Annotated in this window: 10 protein-coding genes and 1 pseudogene; 5 read left to right on the top strand and 6 right to left on the bottom strand. The window is 39.8% G+C overall.

The window, feature by feature from the left end; all coding sequences use genetic code 11:
- Window positions 1–8: 8 nt before the first annotated feature.
- Together PALI_RS18260 and istB are read right to left on the bottom strand one after the other, a co-directional pair.
- Window positions 9–3,686 carry a PKD domain-containing protein gene (locus tag PALI_RS18260; protein WP_193156526.1) on the bottom strand — a complete coding sequence of 1,226 codons (3,678 nt, stop codon included), beginning with the start codon at window positions 3,684–3,686 and terminating at the stop codon, window positions 9–11.
- A gap of 424 nt (window positions 3,687–4,110) precedes the next feature.
- A complete protein-coding gene (gene istB, locus PALI_RS18255) occupies window positions 4,111–4,818 on the bottom strand; it encodes an IS21-like element helper ATPase IstB (RefSeq protein WP_193156525.1) in 708 nt (235 codons plus the stop codon).
- A gap of 38 nt (window positions 4,819–4,856) precedes the next feature.
- On the opposite strand from istB, the gene PALI_RS18250 reads away from it, so the two are divergent.
- Window positions 4,857–5,225, top strand: coding sequence for a helix-turn-helix domain-containing protein (locus PALI_RS18250; protein ID WP_193156524.1), 369 nt, complete (start codon window positions 4,857–4,859; stop codon window positions 5,223–5,225).
- On the top strand, window positions 5,222–5,596 hold the full coding sequence (locus tag PALI_RS18245) for a winged helix-turn-helix domain-containing protein (protein WP_193156523.1): 375 nt from the start codon (window positions 5,222–5,224) through the stop codon (window positions 5,594–5,596). Before PALI_RS18250 ends, PALI_RS18245 begins: the two co-directional genes overlap by 4 nt.
- Window positions 5,597–5,648: 52 nt before the next feature.
- On the opposite strand, the gene PALI_RS18240 is transcribed toward PALI_RS18245, so the two are convergent.
- Together PALI_RS18240 and PALI_RS18235 are read right to left on the bottom strand one after the other, a co-directional pair.
- Window positions 5,649–6,065, bottom strand: coding sequence for a hypothetical protein (locus PALI_RS18240; RefSeq protein WP_193156522.1), 417 nt, complete (start codon window positions 6,063–6,065; stop codon window positions 5,649–5,651).
- 241 nt (window positions 6,066–6,306) lie between these two features.
- Window positions 6,307–7,281, bottom strand: a complete 975-nt coding sequence (locus tag PALI_RS18235) for a transposase (RefSeq protein ID WP_193156521.1) — start codon at window positions 7,279–7,281, stop codon at window positions 6,307–6,309.
- Between the two features lie 466 nt (window positions 7,282–7,747).
- Here PALI_RS18235 and PALI_RS18230 point away from each other — a divergent pair.
- From PALI_RS18230 to PALI_RS18220, 3 genes and pseudogenes are all read left to right on the top strand, one after another.
- Window positions 7,748–7,984 (top strand): annotated as a pseudogene (locus PALI_RS18230) (IS4-like element ISPtu1 family transposase); the annotation flags it as partial.
- A gap of 256 nt (window positions 7,985–8,240) precedes the next feature.
- Complete coding sequence (locus PALI_RS18225; RefSeq protein ID WP_193156520.1) at window positions 8,241–8,891, top strand: hypothetical protein; 651 nt, start codon at window positions 8,241–8,243, stop codon at window positions 8,889–8,891.
- Window positions 8,892–8,910: 19 nt separating this feature from the next.
- Window positions 8,911–14,139: a PKD domain-containing protein gene (locus PALI_RS18220; protein WP_193156519.1), complete on the top strand. Its 5,229-nt coding sequence runs from the start codon at window positions 8,911–8,913 to the stop codon at window positions 14,137–14,139.
- 713 nt (window positions 14,140–14,852) lie between these two features.
- Here PALI_RS18220 and PALI_RS18215 read toward each other — a convergent pair.
- On the bottom strand, window positions 14,853–15,563 hold the full coding sequence (locus tag PALI_RS18215) for a rhomboid family intramembrane serine protease (protein WP_077535640.1): 711 nt from the start codon (window positions 15,561–15,563) through the stop codon (window positions 14,853–14,855).
- Entirely contained in the window at window positions 15,560–15,967 is a 408-nt protein-coding gene (locus PALI_RS18210; protein ID WP_077535639.1) for a PH domain-containing protein, read from the bottom strand. Before PALI_RS18210 ends, PALI_RS18215 begins: the two co-directional genes overlap by 4 nt.
- Between the last annotated feature and the right edge of the window lie 56 nt (window positions 15,968–16,023).

Below are 16,023 nucleotides of genomic sequence, written 5' to 3'. Positions count from 1 at the left end.
TATTTTCCTTAATTTTTATAGATTTCGACAAGGTAGTCTTCTATTTCTCCGCTCCCCGAGGTTGCGGCACTGCTATAGTCAGAGCAAGGATTGATACTATTTACTCTACTAAATCCGTAATACTGCAAAATTCTCATACGAGTCGTCGTGATAGGCTGTGACAACTTATTGCTTGGAATGCTAAATTCCCCTTCAACATAACCTTTACCGTAGTCTTGGTTAGTCTGGTCGAAGTCCATTATTAAAAGCTCTGATTTGTCGTTTCTCCAGTCACCATTACCAAATTGACCATCACTATTTAAATCAATCCAGACATGGTAATTCTCAGCGAATGTTTCACTGCCTGCATAACCGGCTTCAATACGATAGGTATTACTCTGTGTGGCATATAGTTTGATTGGATTATTCGGGTTAACGACGCCAGATTGCTGCGTATTGCTAAACGGACCATCTTGATTGAAAGTCACTTTACTAATGCGTTCATAGTCGGTGAGATCCACTGCCGTGCAATACTCAATAGGTTGTGCTGATTTAAGCTCTAGCAGCATATTTTTGGTGCCAGTAACTCGGCTTCCCCAATCATCCCAAAAAGGTTTGTCGTAACTAATAGTTAAGCTAGCGGTATAGGTTCCAGCGGCTTGATATGTATGCTCTGTGTCTTGGCCAAAATTACTGTTTTGTGTAAGTGTTGTGCCATCTCCAAAATCCCAAACTAGAGTAACATCGGGATTATGGGCAGCATTTTCAGATTTTGTGGTAGTGTTATTAAAGCTTACCTTAAACATACCATCTGCTTGTTCGTTTACCGTATAGCTCACTTCAGGAGTAAAATTGCTCTCGCCAATTTTTACCGTTTCACTGGCCGATTGCGTACCATCGACATGTTCAATTGTGAGTGTAATAGTGTACTCACCATCGGCTTGGTAGGTGTGCTGAGTATCTCTAACCGAAGAGCTATCGCCATCACCAAATTGCCACTGTATCGTACTGTTTTGGGGCATAATACTTTGATCTGTATTTACAGAAATAGTGTTACCAGATCTTTGTGGTGTAAATTTTGCTGTGATTGTCGTATCAAACTGAACTTGTTTGTTCCAACTTCCTATCTCTTTGCTGAATCTATCATACGCTTTTAGTTCTACCTCATAGTTTCCAGACTGCGCATATCTATAAATAGGAGATTTTTCGCTACTAATGGTGCCGTCGCCAAATTTCCACTGCCAACGCGTAACACGCGCATCTACCGTGCTGTTATCAAAACTCATTTGATTAACGCCTTGGTTAGCGGTAATTCTCAAATCAGCAGGGTCATTGTTTTCGATTAGTTTAACGGTGTAATCTTCAACTTCACCCCAAGACATATCCCCACACGCTGATTTCACTAAACCAAATGACACCATAGTACGAATGCGATAAGTTTGGTTTAACTCGCCACTCAATGATATCTCGCCAGTCAATTGTGTCTTAGTGCTTCCATAGAGCACGAGTTCTTCAGTCTTGTGGAATAAACCATCATTGTCTTTGTCTAACCAGACATAAAAGTTCTTTGTTTTGTCTTGAGTATCTGGATGTGGTGCTGCGGTTAGCGTTACATTGAGTGCTTTACCGTCCTCCACGTCGACGATATTATATGAGTAGTCACTGTAATTGCTTGAAGTAGAGTCATTTTTATAGTTATTTAACGAAACTGACGATAAGTAATACTTACTATGATTAATGCCTTGCGCTAGACAATAGTCGTCAAAAACGTCAATAGGCAGCATGAAAATATCTGATTGACCAGAAGGGTCGATAGCCGTAAGTTCAATGTTGTATTCGCCTGCAATAGCAAAGTTATGTTTAGGCTCAAAGACGCTACTTTGCAAACTGCCATCACCAAAATTCCACTGCCATTGCCAGCCCTCGCTGTTGGCAGCCGTAAGTTGCTGACCATCTTTACGGGTCAAATTTTTAAAATCAAAGGCCAAAAATTGGCGGTCATAACCAAGTTCGCTTTCGAGTCCACGGTCAACTTTCAGACCAATACCTACTTGCGCAAACGCCTTACGTACATGGTTTTGTAATTCAATGGTTTGCCATTGGTTACCATCTTGCTTTTTAACCCCATCTTGAGTCAACTGATCACGTACCGTGTGGGTTTGTCGCATTACACAATCTGCGCCAGTAAGATAATTACTATTACTGGTCCAGCAGTTTTTATTTGCGTTAGCAAACAGGATAAAGGAATATTTTGTATTCCAAGGTGAGGATTCATTATCTAAATCAGTTGTAGTGAGGTAGTAAAAAGCTTTGTTAAATACCCCAGCGCCATGATGAGAAGTTACTGAGTCATCATAATCATCAACATGATCAATTGAATTTCCATCGAGTGTAGGTGTTTTGAAATAACGCAGTGCATCATCGAGGCGAAATGTTTCGTGATTGCTTTTCCAATCATTGGTTCCCAAGTAAAAGTATTTAGCTGCTTCACCCGCCATATCAGAAAAAGCTTCATTAATAGCACGAGCCTGTCCTGTCAGCATTGACTTTGGCGTATTTGAGCCAAATTCCTCAGTAAAACCATGAGCGATTTCATGCGCAACTACATCTAAGGAAACCATAGGATAGAAGAGGTAGTCACCATCACCAAAATATACCTCGCCGTTTTCGTAAAATGCCTGATCCATGTTAAGACCATAATGGACATTTTGAGTTATCTTTTTATTAAAGTAAGGCTTATGCCCAAGGTAAGCTTCAAACATTAAATTCGCTGTTTGTCCATGATGATGGGCATCATTCAAGGCAGAGCGAGCACCGTGATATTCTTTATAATTGTTACGAGTTGAATCTGAGCAGTTGTAGCTATAAGGATTATTAACTTGCGCTGTGCCGTGATTATAGTTTCTAGTCTCAACGTTTTTTGCATCGAATAAACAGGTGGTTTGCTGATTGTCAGTTTCCATTGCAACAACAAAAGTCTTTGGTGGATAAGAAACATAATCTACTTGCTTATAATCTGGACGTGAAACCTTGTCATTGCCTGATGGGCCGCTTCCTCCCTCATAAACGATCCGCTGTAATACATCGGATTGGCTGATGAGTTCGTTTGTCGTTAAGTCTATAAAAGAGATAATTCTTTGTGGTTTAAAGGGCCCTGACTCGAAATCGGTGAAAAAGGCAATTTTAGCAGCGTGCCGTGCTTTTCCTTGAGTATCTATATAAATGACTTCCTCTGCTGATTTACGTCTATACACTCTGGGGCGTTCATTATTAAACTGAGAAATTATTGAATCTAGAGCTACGCTTAGCTGTTCTTCTGACGCGGGAGTTAGAGTTGATATATCTTTAGCAACATTAACAATGAGATCGCCATAAACTTGTTCAACTACACCACTCTCGTCAGTCAGTACAACAAGGTCTTGATTCCAAATAGGAATATTTTTGTACTTTTGGGTAATTGTATGGCTTTGCTTGGTTTGACTAATTTGGCTTTGGTGAAATGTAAGCGTGTGACCTGAGTATTGCGCTGCAAATACTTTTAGCGCGAGTAGATAGTTTTGATCTGAAGCATTACTAAATATGGATTGTTTTTTTTGTAAAGAAGGCGCAATTTTTTGCGTGTCGTTGAATAAAGATACACGTTCTGTTGCATGGCAATGCGTACTTATCGCTAATGCTAAAACGCAAAGAGACTTTAATCCTTTCATATTAACTCCATAAGTATTTGAAGATACCTTTCCACTTGAACGCAATAACTCAATAATTAAAACAGTCGAGCGAATAAGTGCTGTTAAGAATAAAACCCTAGCCCAGTAACTAATTTAAAACAAGTAAATAACATAAAATAAATAAAAACTTAACACAAAATTCACAAATAAAATTAGAGATTAATTTCATTTTTTTTTGTTCTGTTTATTTAACCTATTATTATTGTTGAATAAATCTAAATTTTTTGAGAACTAATAAAGATGTGAAAAGGTCTGTACGATGCGAAGCACAGTCATCATTTTGTAATTTACAGTGAATTTGAAAACTGAAGCGTTAGCTTATCAAGCGTCAATTATCTTGGCCGGTTGACACCGAATTTTATTTGCTCTTATTGAGCGCTGTTTTGCGTCGGTAACTTTCACCTTAGCAATGAATAATCGTTGCATGATGAACCAAGCGATCGATTGCCGCGACAGTCATTGTTGAACCTTCAAATAGTTCATCCCATTGCTCAAATGATTTGTTTGATGTGATGATCATGCTGTGTCGCTCATAGCGATGGGCTATCAATTCAAACAACACTCTCGTTTCCTGTTCCGTTTTTCGAACGTAACCAACGTCATCAACGATTAATAAGCTATATTTATCGAGTTTTATAACTTCATCTTGCAAGCGTAAATGTCGCTTTGCCTGCTGGAGTTGTTGAACAATCGCTGACGCGGCAACGAACTTAATTTTATAGCCCTGCTCGATAAGGCCATAACCGATGCTACTGGCGATATGCGTTTTACCAAGACCACTGGCGCCAAATAACAATATATTGCCACCGTGCTTCAACCAATCCGGCTGATTTATTAAATCAGCAACAAGGGGCTTACTCACCCCATCAACAAGGGGAAAGTCGAAGCTGCTAAGGTGTTTACCCACTAGCAATTTTGCATCGTTTAAAAGCCGCTGAAGGCGTTTGTCATCGCGTGTCGCAAGTTCAATATGACACAGCTCAGACAAGTATTGCTGTGGGCTCCATTGTTCTTCTATCGCTTTTTTGTCCAGGGTATTCCACTGTTGAAGCATAGTGCTAAGCTTTAATTGTTTCAGCATTAAAGATAGCGAGGCCGTGAAGTTATCCATGTAGACCTCCCGGTATCATACTGCTATACCCGTGATCAATGAAGGTGCTTGATTTTTACAGTAATGAGGATCATGATACCAGCATTAACAAAATTGAACTGACCGCCGAACAAAAAGCAGACCTTGAAGCCTTTCATGACACAAGTCGTGATGGCCGTATTCGAGATCGCATCAAAGCGGTATTACTGCGCTCTGAAGGTTGGTCAGCAGCGATGATTGCTCAAGCATTGCGACTTCATGAAACCACGATTACCAGACACATCAATGATTATATAAGTAAAAACAAGCTAGCACCTGAAAATGGGGGCTCACACCCTTATTTAAGTCACGAGCAAACTGCGGATGTCATTGAACATATTACGCAAAATACTTATCGTTATTCTTACGAAACATCGAGTACATATTGAAAACTCATGCGATCCGCTTTTCTATTTCAGGGTTGAATAAATGGCTCCATCAGCACAATTTTAGCTACAAGTATCCTAAGGGCGTACCCCATAAATTTGATGAAGAAAAACAAGCTATTTTTATTAAAGAGTATGAAGAGTTAAAAGCGCAAACAGCTGATGAAACACTCTATTTCATTGATGCGATGCACCCAACTCAAGCAACAAAAGTAAGTTGTGGTTGGATAAGAAAAGGACAGGATAAACCGCTAGCAACCACTGGGAGTCGAACACGATTAAATCTTATTGGTGCGATTGACTTAAATAACTTAACAGCGGCACACGTAAAGCGCTATGAGAAAGCCCTAAACTTGACACCCACTCTAATTTAGCTATCAGTGAGCCACTGATAGCCGCCTATCTATGTTGTCAATAAGTAAGCATTTAATCATTTGGGTAGATAATGCTCATGAAGCATTTATCTTTTTTGTGAGAAGAAACAATTGAGCAGTAATTGACTTGCCAAGGAGTAAGATCTTTAAGTTGCCTTAAAATCTCAGTTGCTACGTCCTTCGAATCTTCATGGCTCACACCCGGCAAAGCCACCCATTTCGTACCCAAACCAGGTTCAGACTTGGAACCTGTAAAAGGAGTATTACTGTAAAAAATAAAAGGTTTTATATGCTGTCTATCTTTATGCTCAACAAAAACAAACTTTACTACATATGCCGAGCTATCATCCATCACAGCAATTGCGTTTTCACTAGCTTTATCTTGAGTGTCTCCTTTTGGCACACTATGGTGACCTAGTTTTAAAGGTTTGCCTTGTTCCAAGTCTGTTGCTTGCTTCAATGAATTCATATTAATTTCCTTAATTAAATAAAGTTCAAAATGTTATAAGCCCTAAACTTGACAGCCACTCTAATTAAACAAATAAAATTGTGCTATTAAATTTACTTTTTCAGCTAAAAATTTATCTTTTACTATTGGGTTACTTTCATCTCACCCTTTAAATAAGCCATTATCACTCTCAAACCTAAATTACGCGCACGAAAATGACTGCATGATGCAGTTTTAACTTTTCTACTGAGTAATTTAAGGTTTATGCCAATAGCTTTTCACAATTACTTATATTAGCTCGCCGTTTTCGATTTAAATTTTCGCAATAACTTGCTTGTGAGATAGGCCTGCCTACTGCGCCATGAAATACGCGTGTAAATTGTGTGGTGAGTTTCAACCAGTTTTCTGGGGATATAGTAAGCCTTTCAAGCAAAGGAAGGTTTATATTATCAATATACCCGCGTTTATCCTCTCGTATTATTCGCCCTGTTAGTTCAACAAGTTCAAGGTACGATTTAAGCTCAAACGGTAGCCCTTTTGGCATTATTTGACGTGGCATGCCTGCAAAGCGGAGTAATTGTTTTGGCTGCTTGCCTTCTTTTGCGCATATTAGCCGTACTTGAGCACTGGTATGGTCTGATTCTTCTGGTGTCTTTGCCATTTTGGCTCTGATGGGGTTTAAATCTACATACGCCATGCAGGCCGCAAGTGCAGCTTCATCCAATAATGCTTGTGAACTAAATCGTCCCTCCCAAAACCTCCCAGTGCAGTTATCTTCTTTATTTGCCCTGCGCGCAATGTCTTCATTTAACACTCGCATAAACCAGCTAATACTTGATAGGCGTTCTCGATACTCCTTTACTGTTTGATTAAAAAAGATGAATTCAGCTTTACTTAACTTCTCATCTTGTATGTACTTTTGCGTAAGGACAGTACCTTTACACAGCTTGTGCCAGCGAATAACAATCGCTTTATCATTCAGTCTATTCGCCTTTTTATCATCAACATACAGGACTAAGTGCGTATGATTGCTCATAACAGCATAAGCACAGACGTCAATACAAAATATCTTGGCTAACTCTAGCAGTTTGTCTTCAACCCACCCTCTGCGGTGCTCGTAAGATTGACCAGTAAAATGGTCTTCACCGCACAAAAAAGCACGCCGAACACAACGTGATATACAGTGGTAGTACTTTGTATCAACCAAACTTACTTGACGCTTTCTTGCGATTGCCATAAGACACCCTGCTGTTTTTGCACTAAACAAAGCCTAGTACTTAGTTCGCCAAACTGCAAAAATTAGGGTGGGTGTCTAGTTTATTTGTAAAAATTAGGGTGGGTGTCTAGTTTATTTGTCTAGTTTATTTGTAGTTTATTTGGAGTTTATTTGGTGTCTAGTTTATTTGCGCCGCGCAGTGTGTAAACACAGCCAGAAACTGGACTGACATTGGTACTAAACGATGACTGAGGCGAAAGCCAAGGACCTTAATTAATCATCAATAATGCTTAATTAAACTGCCTAAATTCATATGGCGTTCTTTATTCAAACCAAGGTGCATATTCACACCAATCGACGTCATTACTGGATGCGTAGTCATATTTAAATTGAGTTTAAATAATAAGAACACTTGGTTTTTGAATAAAAAGATCAAGAAAACACAGCTGCCTGCTTGATCGGAACTTTCTAATGGGTGACCCTGAGGAACCCTTCATTATTGATTGCATTAATTGCTAATTTTATCCTTTGGCTAGCAGGTTTAACAGCAAAAATATTGAATGTGCATAGAAGCTTTCAGGCGAATACGATAAAGAATAGAAACGTGCTGTCTAGCTTTAGTTTGGGGACGCAATACTTCGAAAAATTTGGTTATAAAATCAAACTGAAAACTTTTTTAGAAGCACTCAAGCAATTAAATAAGGATTGCAGTGAGTGCTTGTAGCTCATTAGCAATTGTGGGGTTCCTTCAGGATTTGACCCTGAGGGTCTTGTCGTTTTTGATTCATAAACACCTAGAGTAACTAGGATATTATCCATTATCAAAGTGCCCAATGCCATTAGATTAGATCAATTTAATTAGGCTATTAAAAAAATTAGAGCTTGTGGCTTAAAAAGTTTGAAATAAAAGCGAGTCATAACTATATTTCTTAAATAGAGAATTGATATATCAATAATTTATTATGCTTAAAGGATTAAAAATGCTTCAATTATTTAGCAATGTAAAAATAATAAAGCCTAGCCTATTTATACCCGCTTTGTTTATTTCAACTAACAGTTTTGCATCTGAAACAAATATAGTCACAAATAAACCCTTATTTCAATTTGAAGTAGGCCTGCACGCCAATTACTTGAATGCAGAAGACTACTACCAGTTAAATACCAGTGAAGTATTTGATACTGACTCTGACACTCAACTGGGGTTGGATTTTTCAATTCAATTACATCATCAAGTATTACCACAAAATGCGTTCCTTGCATTAGGCTGGAGCAAAACGGGTGAATATAGTGCTGATGTGCTTGCGTATTGTGGTAACCAATCTTGCCAAGAAACCACCAAGCTTAACTTTGAATCAATACAGCTAAATTATCATTACCAATGGCATCAATCTTCTACCATGGAATCTTCAGTTTATGCTGGTGTTTCATATATTTGGGCTGAGGGTGAAATTAAAGGCCAAGATTGGCGTGATGGCGCAACGGGTTTTCAGGTAGGCAATCAAATTTACTTTATGCCGCATTCAGCCATTCAACCCTACATTGGCGTTAAATTATCTTACTTCGCCATTGAAGATGGCGATGACACGATTCACTTACCAAACTTAAGCCTTTTATTTGGCTTACACTTTTAATTAATTTTTGGACTTTTCTATGATTTTATTTCGTTTTGTAAGTTTATTGTTACTTTTGGGGTTAACCGCTTGCGAGAAAGCAAGTGTTCCTTCAGACACCTCTCCTAATTTAAATTTAACGGTTAATGCACCTTCTATAGTTGATGTCGGTGATACAGTCGACTTGAGTGCCATGGTCAGTATTAACGGAACAGATGTAAGTAGTGGTGTAACTTATATATGGGAAGATAAATCTGCACAACCCATAGGTTTAACGAGTAATAATAATAATACAGCTAGCTTTGTTACTTTAGCAGGTATTGATGAAGCGAAAATATTGGTTACAGCCTTATTTGAAAATTCCTCTGTAAGCAAAACGACTACTATAACGATTAATCCTCCCCCTAATTTAGAGTTATCTGTCACGGCTCCTTCTATAGTTGATGTCGGTGATACAGTCGACTTGAGTGCCATGGTCAGTATTAACGGAACAGATGTAAGTAGTGGAGTTACTTATGAGTGGGAAGATAAATCTGCACAGTCAATCGGTTTGGCTAGTAAGGATAATACCGCTCACTTTGTTGCAGTCGCAGGTATTGACGAACCGATTGTGCTAGTCACAGCAAGCTACAAAGGCGCGATAGTGAGCGAAAAAGTGTCCGTTGCTGTGCTTAGCTCAGTGCAACCTGTTGAAATAGGAGCGTTGACTATTAGTGGACCCACTAAGGTTAAGTCGTCTCATGAAGTCATTTTAAATGCGCTGTATACAGAAACCAGCGTAGTAAAGTCGAATGCTACTATTGCTTGGGCACAAGACGAAGGCCTTGATGTGGGACCGATTATAAATAATGGCGAACTTTCTTTTACCGCACCAGATGTTAACCAAGATACAGAGTTTGCCTTTAGTGCTCAAACCACTAACGATGCGGGTGAACTTTTTGATACATTGTGGTTTGTCACGATAACCCCCCCAGATATTGCCTTTACTAATCAACCGAATACAGGGCAACAAACGGCTCATGCAGTAAAACAAGCTACTTCCGGTGATACAGTTCACTTAACCGCACAAGTTAGCCAAACAGGCGGTGGCGGCTCATTTACTTATGCTTGGACACAAGTACAAGTCACGGGTACCCCGGTTGTTATAATTCATACCGACACCTCTAAACCTACCGCAACTTTTGTCGCGCCTTCTGTCGCAGGGAAGTTGACTTTTAATGTAACAGCTACAGAATCTGGCAGTGGAAAAAGTATTTCTCAAACGCAAGTAGTTAACGTATTAGGCAAGCCGTTTAGCCCACAGCAAGGTGCGCAGCACGAGGTTTATAATGGCCATGGCGTTATCTCCTTAAAAGGCAGAGTGCAAGGCGGCACAGCGCCATTTACTTATGCGTGGTCTCAAACAAGTGGTCCTACAGCGCCGATTACAAGCCTTACAGCTGAAAACCCTGATGTAACACCGCCAACAGTCACAACCGATACAGACTTTACGTGGGTAGTAAGCGTTACCGATGCGAATGGCCAACAAGTTACATCTACGCATGTAGTCACTGTAAAAGCAGCCCCTAAGTTAGCTGTTTCTATATTACACCCTGCAAGCGCGGACGTTGCTGAAGGCGACACTGTTCTGCCGCAATCACACATTAGTGGAGGCACAGGCAATTATTCCATTCGTTGGACGAGCTCTGTAGTTACCTTGATTGATGAAACTACCGCAGCACCAAGATTTGTTGTGCCAACAGTCAGCAAAGACACTAACATTGTCGTGAATTTGGCAGTGAGCGACGGCGTTAATCAAATCACGCGAAGTGTAAGATACACAGCTAAACCTTTATTTACGGTAAATTCGCATCAGAACCAAAGCGGCAGTAACCTAGCCACAGGTCCTAATCAAAGTACACATCAGAACAATCAAATTGAGTCAGGCAAGACCTTTAAACCCAGTGTTGATGTACACGAAAATGCTGCATCTGGTGGTACTTTTACGTATGTATGGGCAGTAGTGAAACCTAACCCCGCACCTGCAGATTTAGTCATTGCAGGTGCCAATACTTCACAGCCTGTTGTGAGTGCACCTAGTGTTACCAGTACAACACCTGTTGAGTTGCAAGCTGTTATTTCTTATAGCGTTAATGGTAAAAGCATTAGTAAAACGGTTCAGTCTCAATATCAAGTTGTTCCATATAATTCACCTAGTAAACCCACATTAACATTAAGCATGGCGGGGCATGAAAGTGTGATTGGTGGTCGTCTAGCGAACCCTACTGTTTCGGTCATGAATGCAGCAGGCACCATCACTTACAAGTGGACACAAATAAGTGGGCCAAATATTGTTGGGGGTATCATTGGTGATACGACAGGCAATCCTTACTTTACAGTGCCAACCATCACCGGTGGTCATCAAAATTTAGTATTAGAAGTTGAAGTGGGTGATGGCACTGAAGTCAAAACAGCGCAAGTAACTTTTGATATTGACCCATTAAACATACCACCGAAATTACCATTGACTGTTGTCGCGTCTAATGATGAAACAGTTGTTGCTAACGCAGTGGTAACCCCAAGAGCGACTGTAACAAACTCTAATGGCACGCCGACTTATGCATGGGCTCAAACCAGTGGCACAACCATTATAATTACCGATGCAAATACGGCAACGCCAAGTTTTACGGCGCCCACAACCAGTGGTACGATAGTACTTGAGGTCACCGTAACAGATAATGACAATACCCTTATTACGGACACGGTAAGCTATCAAGTGCAAACAGCTATCAAACTCACTGCAGGAGCGCCTATACGTTCGGTATCTGAAGGAAATACAGTTGATTTACTTGCATCAACAACAGATGTAAATGGCACGGCGACTTATGCTTGGAGCGTTGTAAGTGATGGCGGTACCGGTGTGGTAACAGGAGATATTGCCAACCCTGCGCTAGCTAATACCAGTCTTGATATTCCAGCAGTTGACCAAGATAGAATCTTGATTTTAGAAGTTATTGCAACTGACAGTGCTAACTCTGCAACCGCTAAAGCGACAGTTACTATTAACATTAGTGATTTAAAAATGCGAGTCGACTTAGGGGCGGGGGCAAATATCCCTTCTGGAGACACCGGCCATTTACATGCCAATGTTTCTAGCGGTAAAGGTCCTTTTAGTTATGCATGGACAGACTCTACCCCTCCTAGCCTTAGCACTACTAGCACCAATAACCCGAGTTTTACAGCACCTAATGTTACCCACAGTGTTGATTTACAATTTGGCGTTACGGTAACCGATAGTCTTAATAATACCGCTTCAGGTAGTATTATAATGACCGTAGAACAACCGCCGTTTAGTGTTAATGCAGGCGTTGACTTCTCGGTAACAGAAGGCAGTACCGTTCAATTACGCGCTCAGGGAGTAAATGGTGCAGGAGCAATATGGCAATGGAAGCAAACCGCAGGTCAAAACGTTTCATTGTCTGATGCAACACTGGCTAATCCAACCTTTATTGCACCTTCACAAGCGGAAGGCGTGAAAGAAACGTTTAGTTTTACCGTGACAGGCACCAGCAATGGACAAGTTAAAAGTGCGTCTGTAAATGTTGTTGTTCAGGGCGTTCCTGATATTGATGCGCATTCAAACAATGTTTCAGTTCATGCGGGAGCAACGGTTAATCTAGCTGGTAGTGTTACAGGCGCGGGTACTGTCGAAAATTTAGCATGGACTCAGAGTTCGGCGGGACTATCTGTAGGTACTATTACTAACGCTTCTGCAATAGGCGATGTAAAATATTTAAATGCGAGTTTTGTTGCACCTGCCGTTAACGCAGATACAACCCTGACCTTTGACTTTACCGCAACAGGCGCAGGCAATGTAGTACATGTACCTGTTACTGTTACTATTACTGCTAACCCCTTAACGGTAAGTGCAGGTAGCGATATTCGTGTTAGATCGGGCGCAACGGTTCAGCTACACGCTGTATCAAGCAATGCGGCTAACTACACATGGTCACAAACAGTAGGCACTCCTACGGTAACGCTGATTAATGGCAATACCAATGGCGCAAGTTTCGTCGCGCCTGATGTAACTGCGGACACAACGCTGACCTTTGAAGTTGATGTAACAGGTGGTGGAATACCGGGAACTGACACAGTTAATGTGACTGTTTTCGAACCAACCATCGTAGTAAATACGAACAGCGCCCACCGTATTAACCTAATCGCAGATGATTCGGAGCCGCCGACCTTTATTGACACAACCTTTGCAGATAGCGTAAGTGGTAGTGACGTCACGCCAGCCACAACAACATGGACGATTACCCCTAATCCGACTCCCCCCGCAACATTGGACATGGTGTTTTCTGGATTGAATACGGCAACTTTGGAAATCAACCCAATTGGCGCTTCAAAAGGTACTTACACAGCGACGATGACAGCAGGTGATTCTGCTAACCATTACCAATCAGGCAGCAAGTCATTTGTTATTGACATTAAACCTGCTACTCCGCCGATGCCTAAAACTGTTGATCTTAGTGCGAATACAGGGCTAACAGTGGCAGGTATTGCAGGCAATCATTCACTGCATGTCCCAACCATCTCGGGAGGTTTACCACCTTACCATTATAATTGGGGGCTAGGTGCCGATGCCAATGGCTTAGTAATTACCGGTGGTACTACAGACAATCCAACCGTCGCTTTTCCTGCGGTACCTAGCACTTGTAATGCTATTTCAGGGAAAATATCGCTCACCGTTACAGACGCCAATGGTGATACCGCTACTGGCGATGTAACATATAGCAGCACACCTTCGTTAAATCCAATTAAACCAGTAAGTTGTCAGATTTGTCGCGGCCCTAAATTTATTTGTGAGCGCTCACATGTTTTAACAGTTTGTGATGTTTCTTTGAGTAGCCATAAGTCGGGGACGGTCAATTCCGATTTACAATATTGTATTAATGATATTGAAAACCTCCAAGATGGTTCACGCTATGTAACCCGTCGCTGCGCTACCGCGGAAGAAGTAAACCACGATTGGTTTATTAGCAAAGCTTCAACGTCTAACGAAGCAAGCGGTATTAAGGAACTAGGAAATTTGGGGCGGCTCGATCCTTTGGCTCATGGCTACAATGTGGTGATATTGAAGGATAGACACTTTACTTTTTCAGCAGCTTGTAAAGGTGATAACTGTAATCTAGAAACTGTTCCTGATGATCTTCTTGGTGTGACAAATGGCGTACCTAATAGTATTACAGGGGTTCCGCCTACACCGAAAGCAGGTGTTTGTCCTTAGTTAGTTTATTCAAAATAAAAGCATCACTTAATATAATAGGTTCATTATTAAGTGATGCTTGCTATGTTTTTACGCCTTAAACTTATCTAACTGTACCGACTGTTGTGGTTCGATGAATCATTGGGAACATAATAATTATAAGCTCAGCGCATTGAATAGGTGTTGTAAGTTTTAAGTACACTCAAAAAAGCACACTAATTAGCCCTAATTTATTTATCATTTTTTAGTTAACTTCCAGACTGAACTTACATGAATTTGTGAAAATTATCATCTTAGCGTTTCATTTTAGATGGTGAGGTTTGCTTAATGCATATAACCTATCTCACTTTGTGCCCCGAACCGCCATAGAATCATAAAAATTTAATATCTGAAATCATATTAATTTAATGGCCGCTTTGGTATTTTCTAATCAAACTAGAGTTTTTGACTTTATAGATTCTTGATGGAATTTAGAACAATTCCACTATCTAACGCAAGGTTGATTTGTATCGGTTCAAATGTTGCTAGACAAGGCTTCCTGGTGCACCTAGTTCACTACAGAACTTTTAAAATGGCTATAAACAACATAAAATAGGCTTGTTACATATATACCAAAATAAAAAAGACAGCCATCCTAGATCTCACAACTTTTGAATCAGGGAGTTATTTGCATTCAAAATTTAGGATCGATGCCAGCATTATTTACAGTTATTTTTGTCATAAAAAAGTAAACTTTAATGCTTGTTGTCAGCCTCGGCTGTTAGGCGCAAAGGTTTGAGTCTACAATAAATAATTGCCCCAATTGCTCCAAATATATGCCCGATATGATCAACTTGTGTATTTATCGTTTCATCGGAGGTACTTGTAAACTCCCCTTCGATTGAAAATATAAACATCAAAAAGGCAAATAATAATATTGCAGAGCCCCACTCTTTTATTGTTAATTCATCTTCATCAGTGAAATATGCCGCAGCTAAGCCAAATACTCCGCCAGAAATGCCACATACCGTCACAGTTTCTGAATAAAAAAATATTGATGGGATTGAAGCTATGCCACCTATAGCTAAAACAGATAAGAACCTTTTAGCTCCAACACGGCGTTCGTAAACCGAGGCTAAGGCTATCCCACAAACATTCGCTAAAAGATGCATTGGATCAGTATGAATAATTAAATGCGTTATTGATTGAAGTGGCCATAAAAGTGCTTTTTCTGAATCATTATTTAGAGCTAGTAAAGTATATATATACTCATCAACAGCCAGAAATCCGTAATTTGAGATGATTAAAAAAACAAATAATAGAAAAACACCTGAGCACAGTGAAGCCCGAATAAGTTTGAAGTTTTGCATATATGTTAACGGTATAGCTTTTAAACTATTAGGAGACGGTTTAATTAACAACAACCCTAAAACATACATTACACTAGATATTAGAAAAAATATCATGGTGCTAAAGGGATTCTATTTTCAATATAACTTTGAACATCGGCTGTCACTTTAGCAATTTTTTTATGGCCTTTTAACTGAGCTTTTACTTTTATTTTTCTACTGTTTTTAAAATGAAATTTCATTGGTCTTTGCAATATTCCTTTGCCAATTCTAACACTCTCAATTTCATCAAATTCAAAAAAATCACTATCTTCAAACTTACCAAGTAAGCTCAGCTTATGAAAATATATTCCTCTTTCAGTAACAGCCAAGAAGTACATTCTCATACTAAGAATGGCTAAAGGACCAAGTACGAAAAACATCCAAATTTTTGGAGGCGAAACCGCTTGAAAAAAACCAATTAATGTATCGTCTTCCTTTATATTTTGTTCAATATATGCCTGCGCTTGCTCTTTATTCATTATAATTCCAATGTTTGATAAATCAGTTTCACCTAACAATACTTTAGATTAACTTG

It is taken from the genome of Pseudoalteromonas aliena SW19, from assembly GCF_014905615.1.
GTDB classification, from domain to species: domain Bacteria; phylum Pseudomonadota; class Gammaproteobacteria; order Enterobacterales; family Alteromonadaceae; genus Pseudoalteromonas; species Pseudoalteromonas aliena.
The sequence above is the reverse complement of the archived record's forward strand: the minus strand, read 5'-3'. Positions and strand labels throughout refer to the sequence as shown.

Coding starts and splice junctions, on each gene's coding strand:
- PALI_RS18235 (WP_193156521.1), bottom strand. CDS start 7,281: ATGGCAATCGCAAGAAAGCGTCAAGTAAGTTTGGTTGATACAAAGTAC.
- PALI_RS18215 (WP_077535640.1), bottom strand. CDS start 15,563: ATGATATTTTTTCTAATATCTAGTGTAATGTATGTTTTAGGGTTGTTG.
- PALI_RS18210 (WP_077535639.1), bottom strand. CDS start 15,967: ATGAATAAAGAGCAAGCGCAGGCATATATTGAACAAAATATAAAGGAA.
- PALI_RS18225 (WP_193156520.1), top strand. CDS start 8,241: ATGCTTCAATTATTTAGCAATGTAAAAATAATAAAGCCTAGCCTATTT.
- PALI_RS18220 (WP_193156519.1), top strand. CDS start 8,911: ATGATTTTATTTCGTTTTGTAAGTTTATTGTTACTTTTGGGGTTAACC.
- PALI_RS18240 (WP_193156522.1), bottom strand. CDS start 6,065: ATGAATTCATTGAAGCAAGCAACAGACTTGGAACAAGGCAAACCTTTA.
- PALI_RS18250 (WP_193156524.1), top strand. CDS start 4,857: ATGAAGGTGCTTGATTTTTACAGTAATGAGGATCATGATACCAGCATT.
- istB (WP_193156525.1), bottom strand. CDS start 4,818: ATGGATAACTTCACGGCCTCGCTATCTTTAATGCTGAAACAATTAAAG.
- PALI_RS18260 (WP_193156526.1), bottom strand. CDS start 3,686: ATGAAAGGATTAAAGTCTCTTTGCGTTTTAGCATTAGCGATAAGTACG.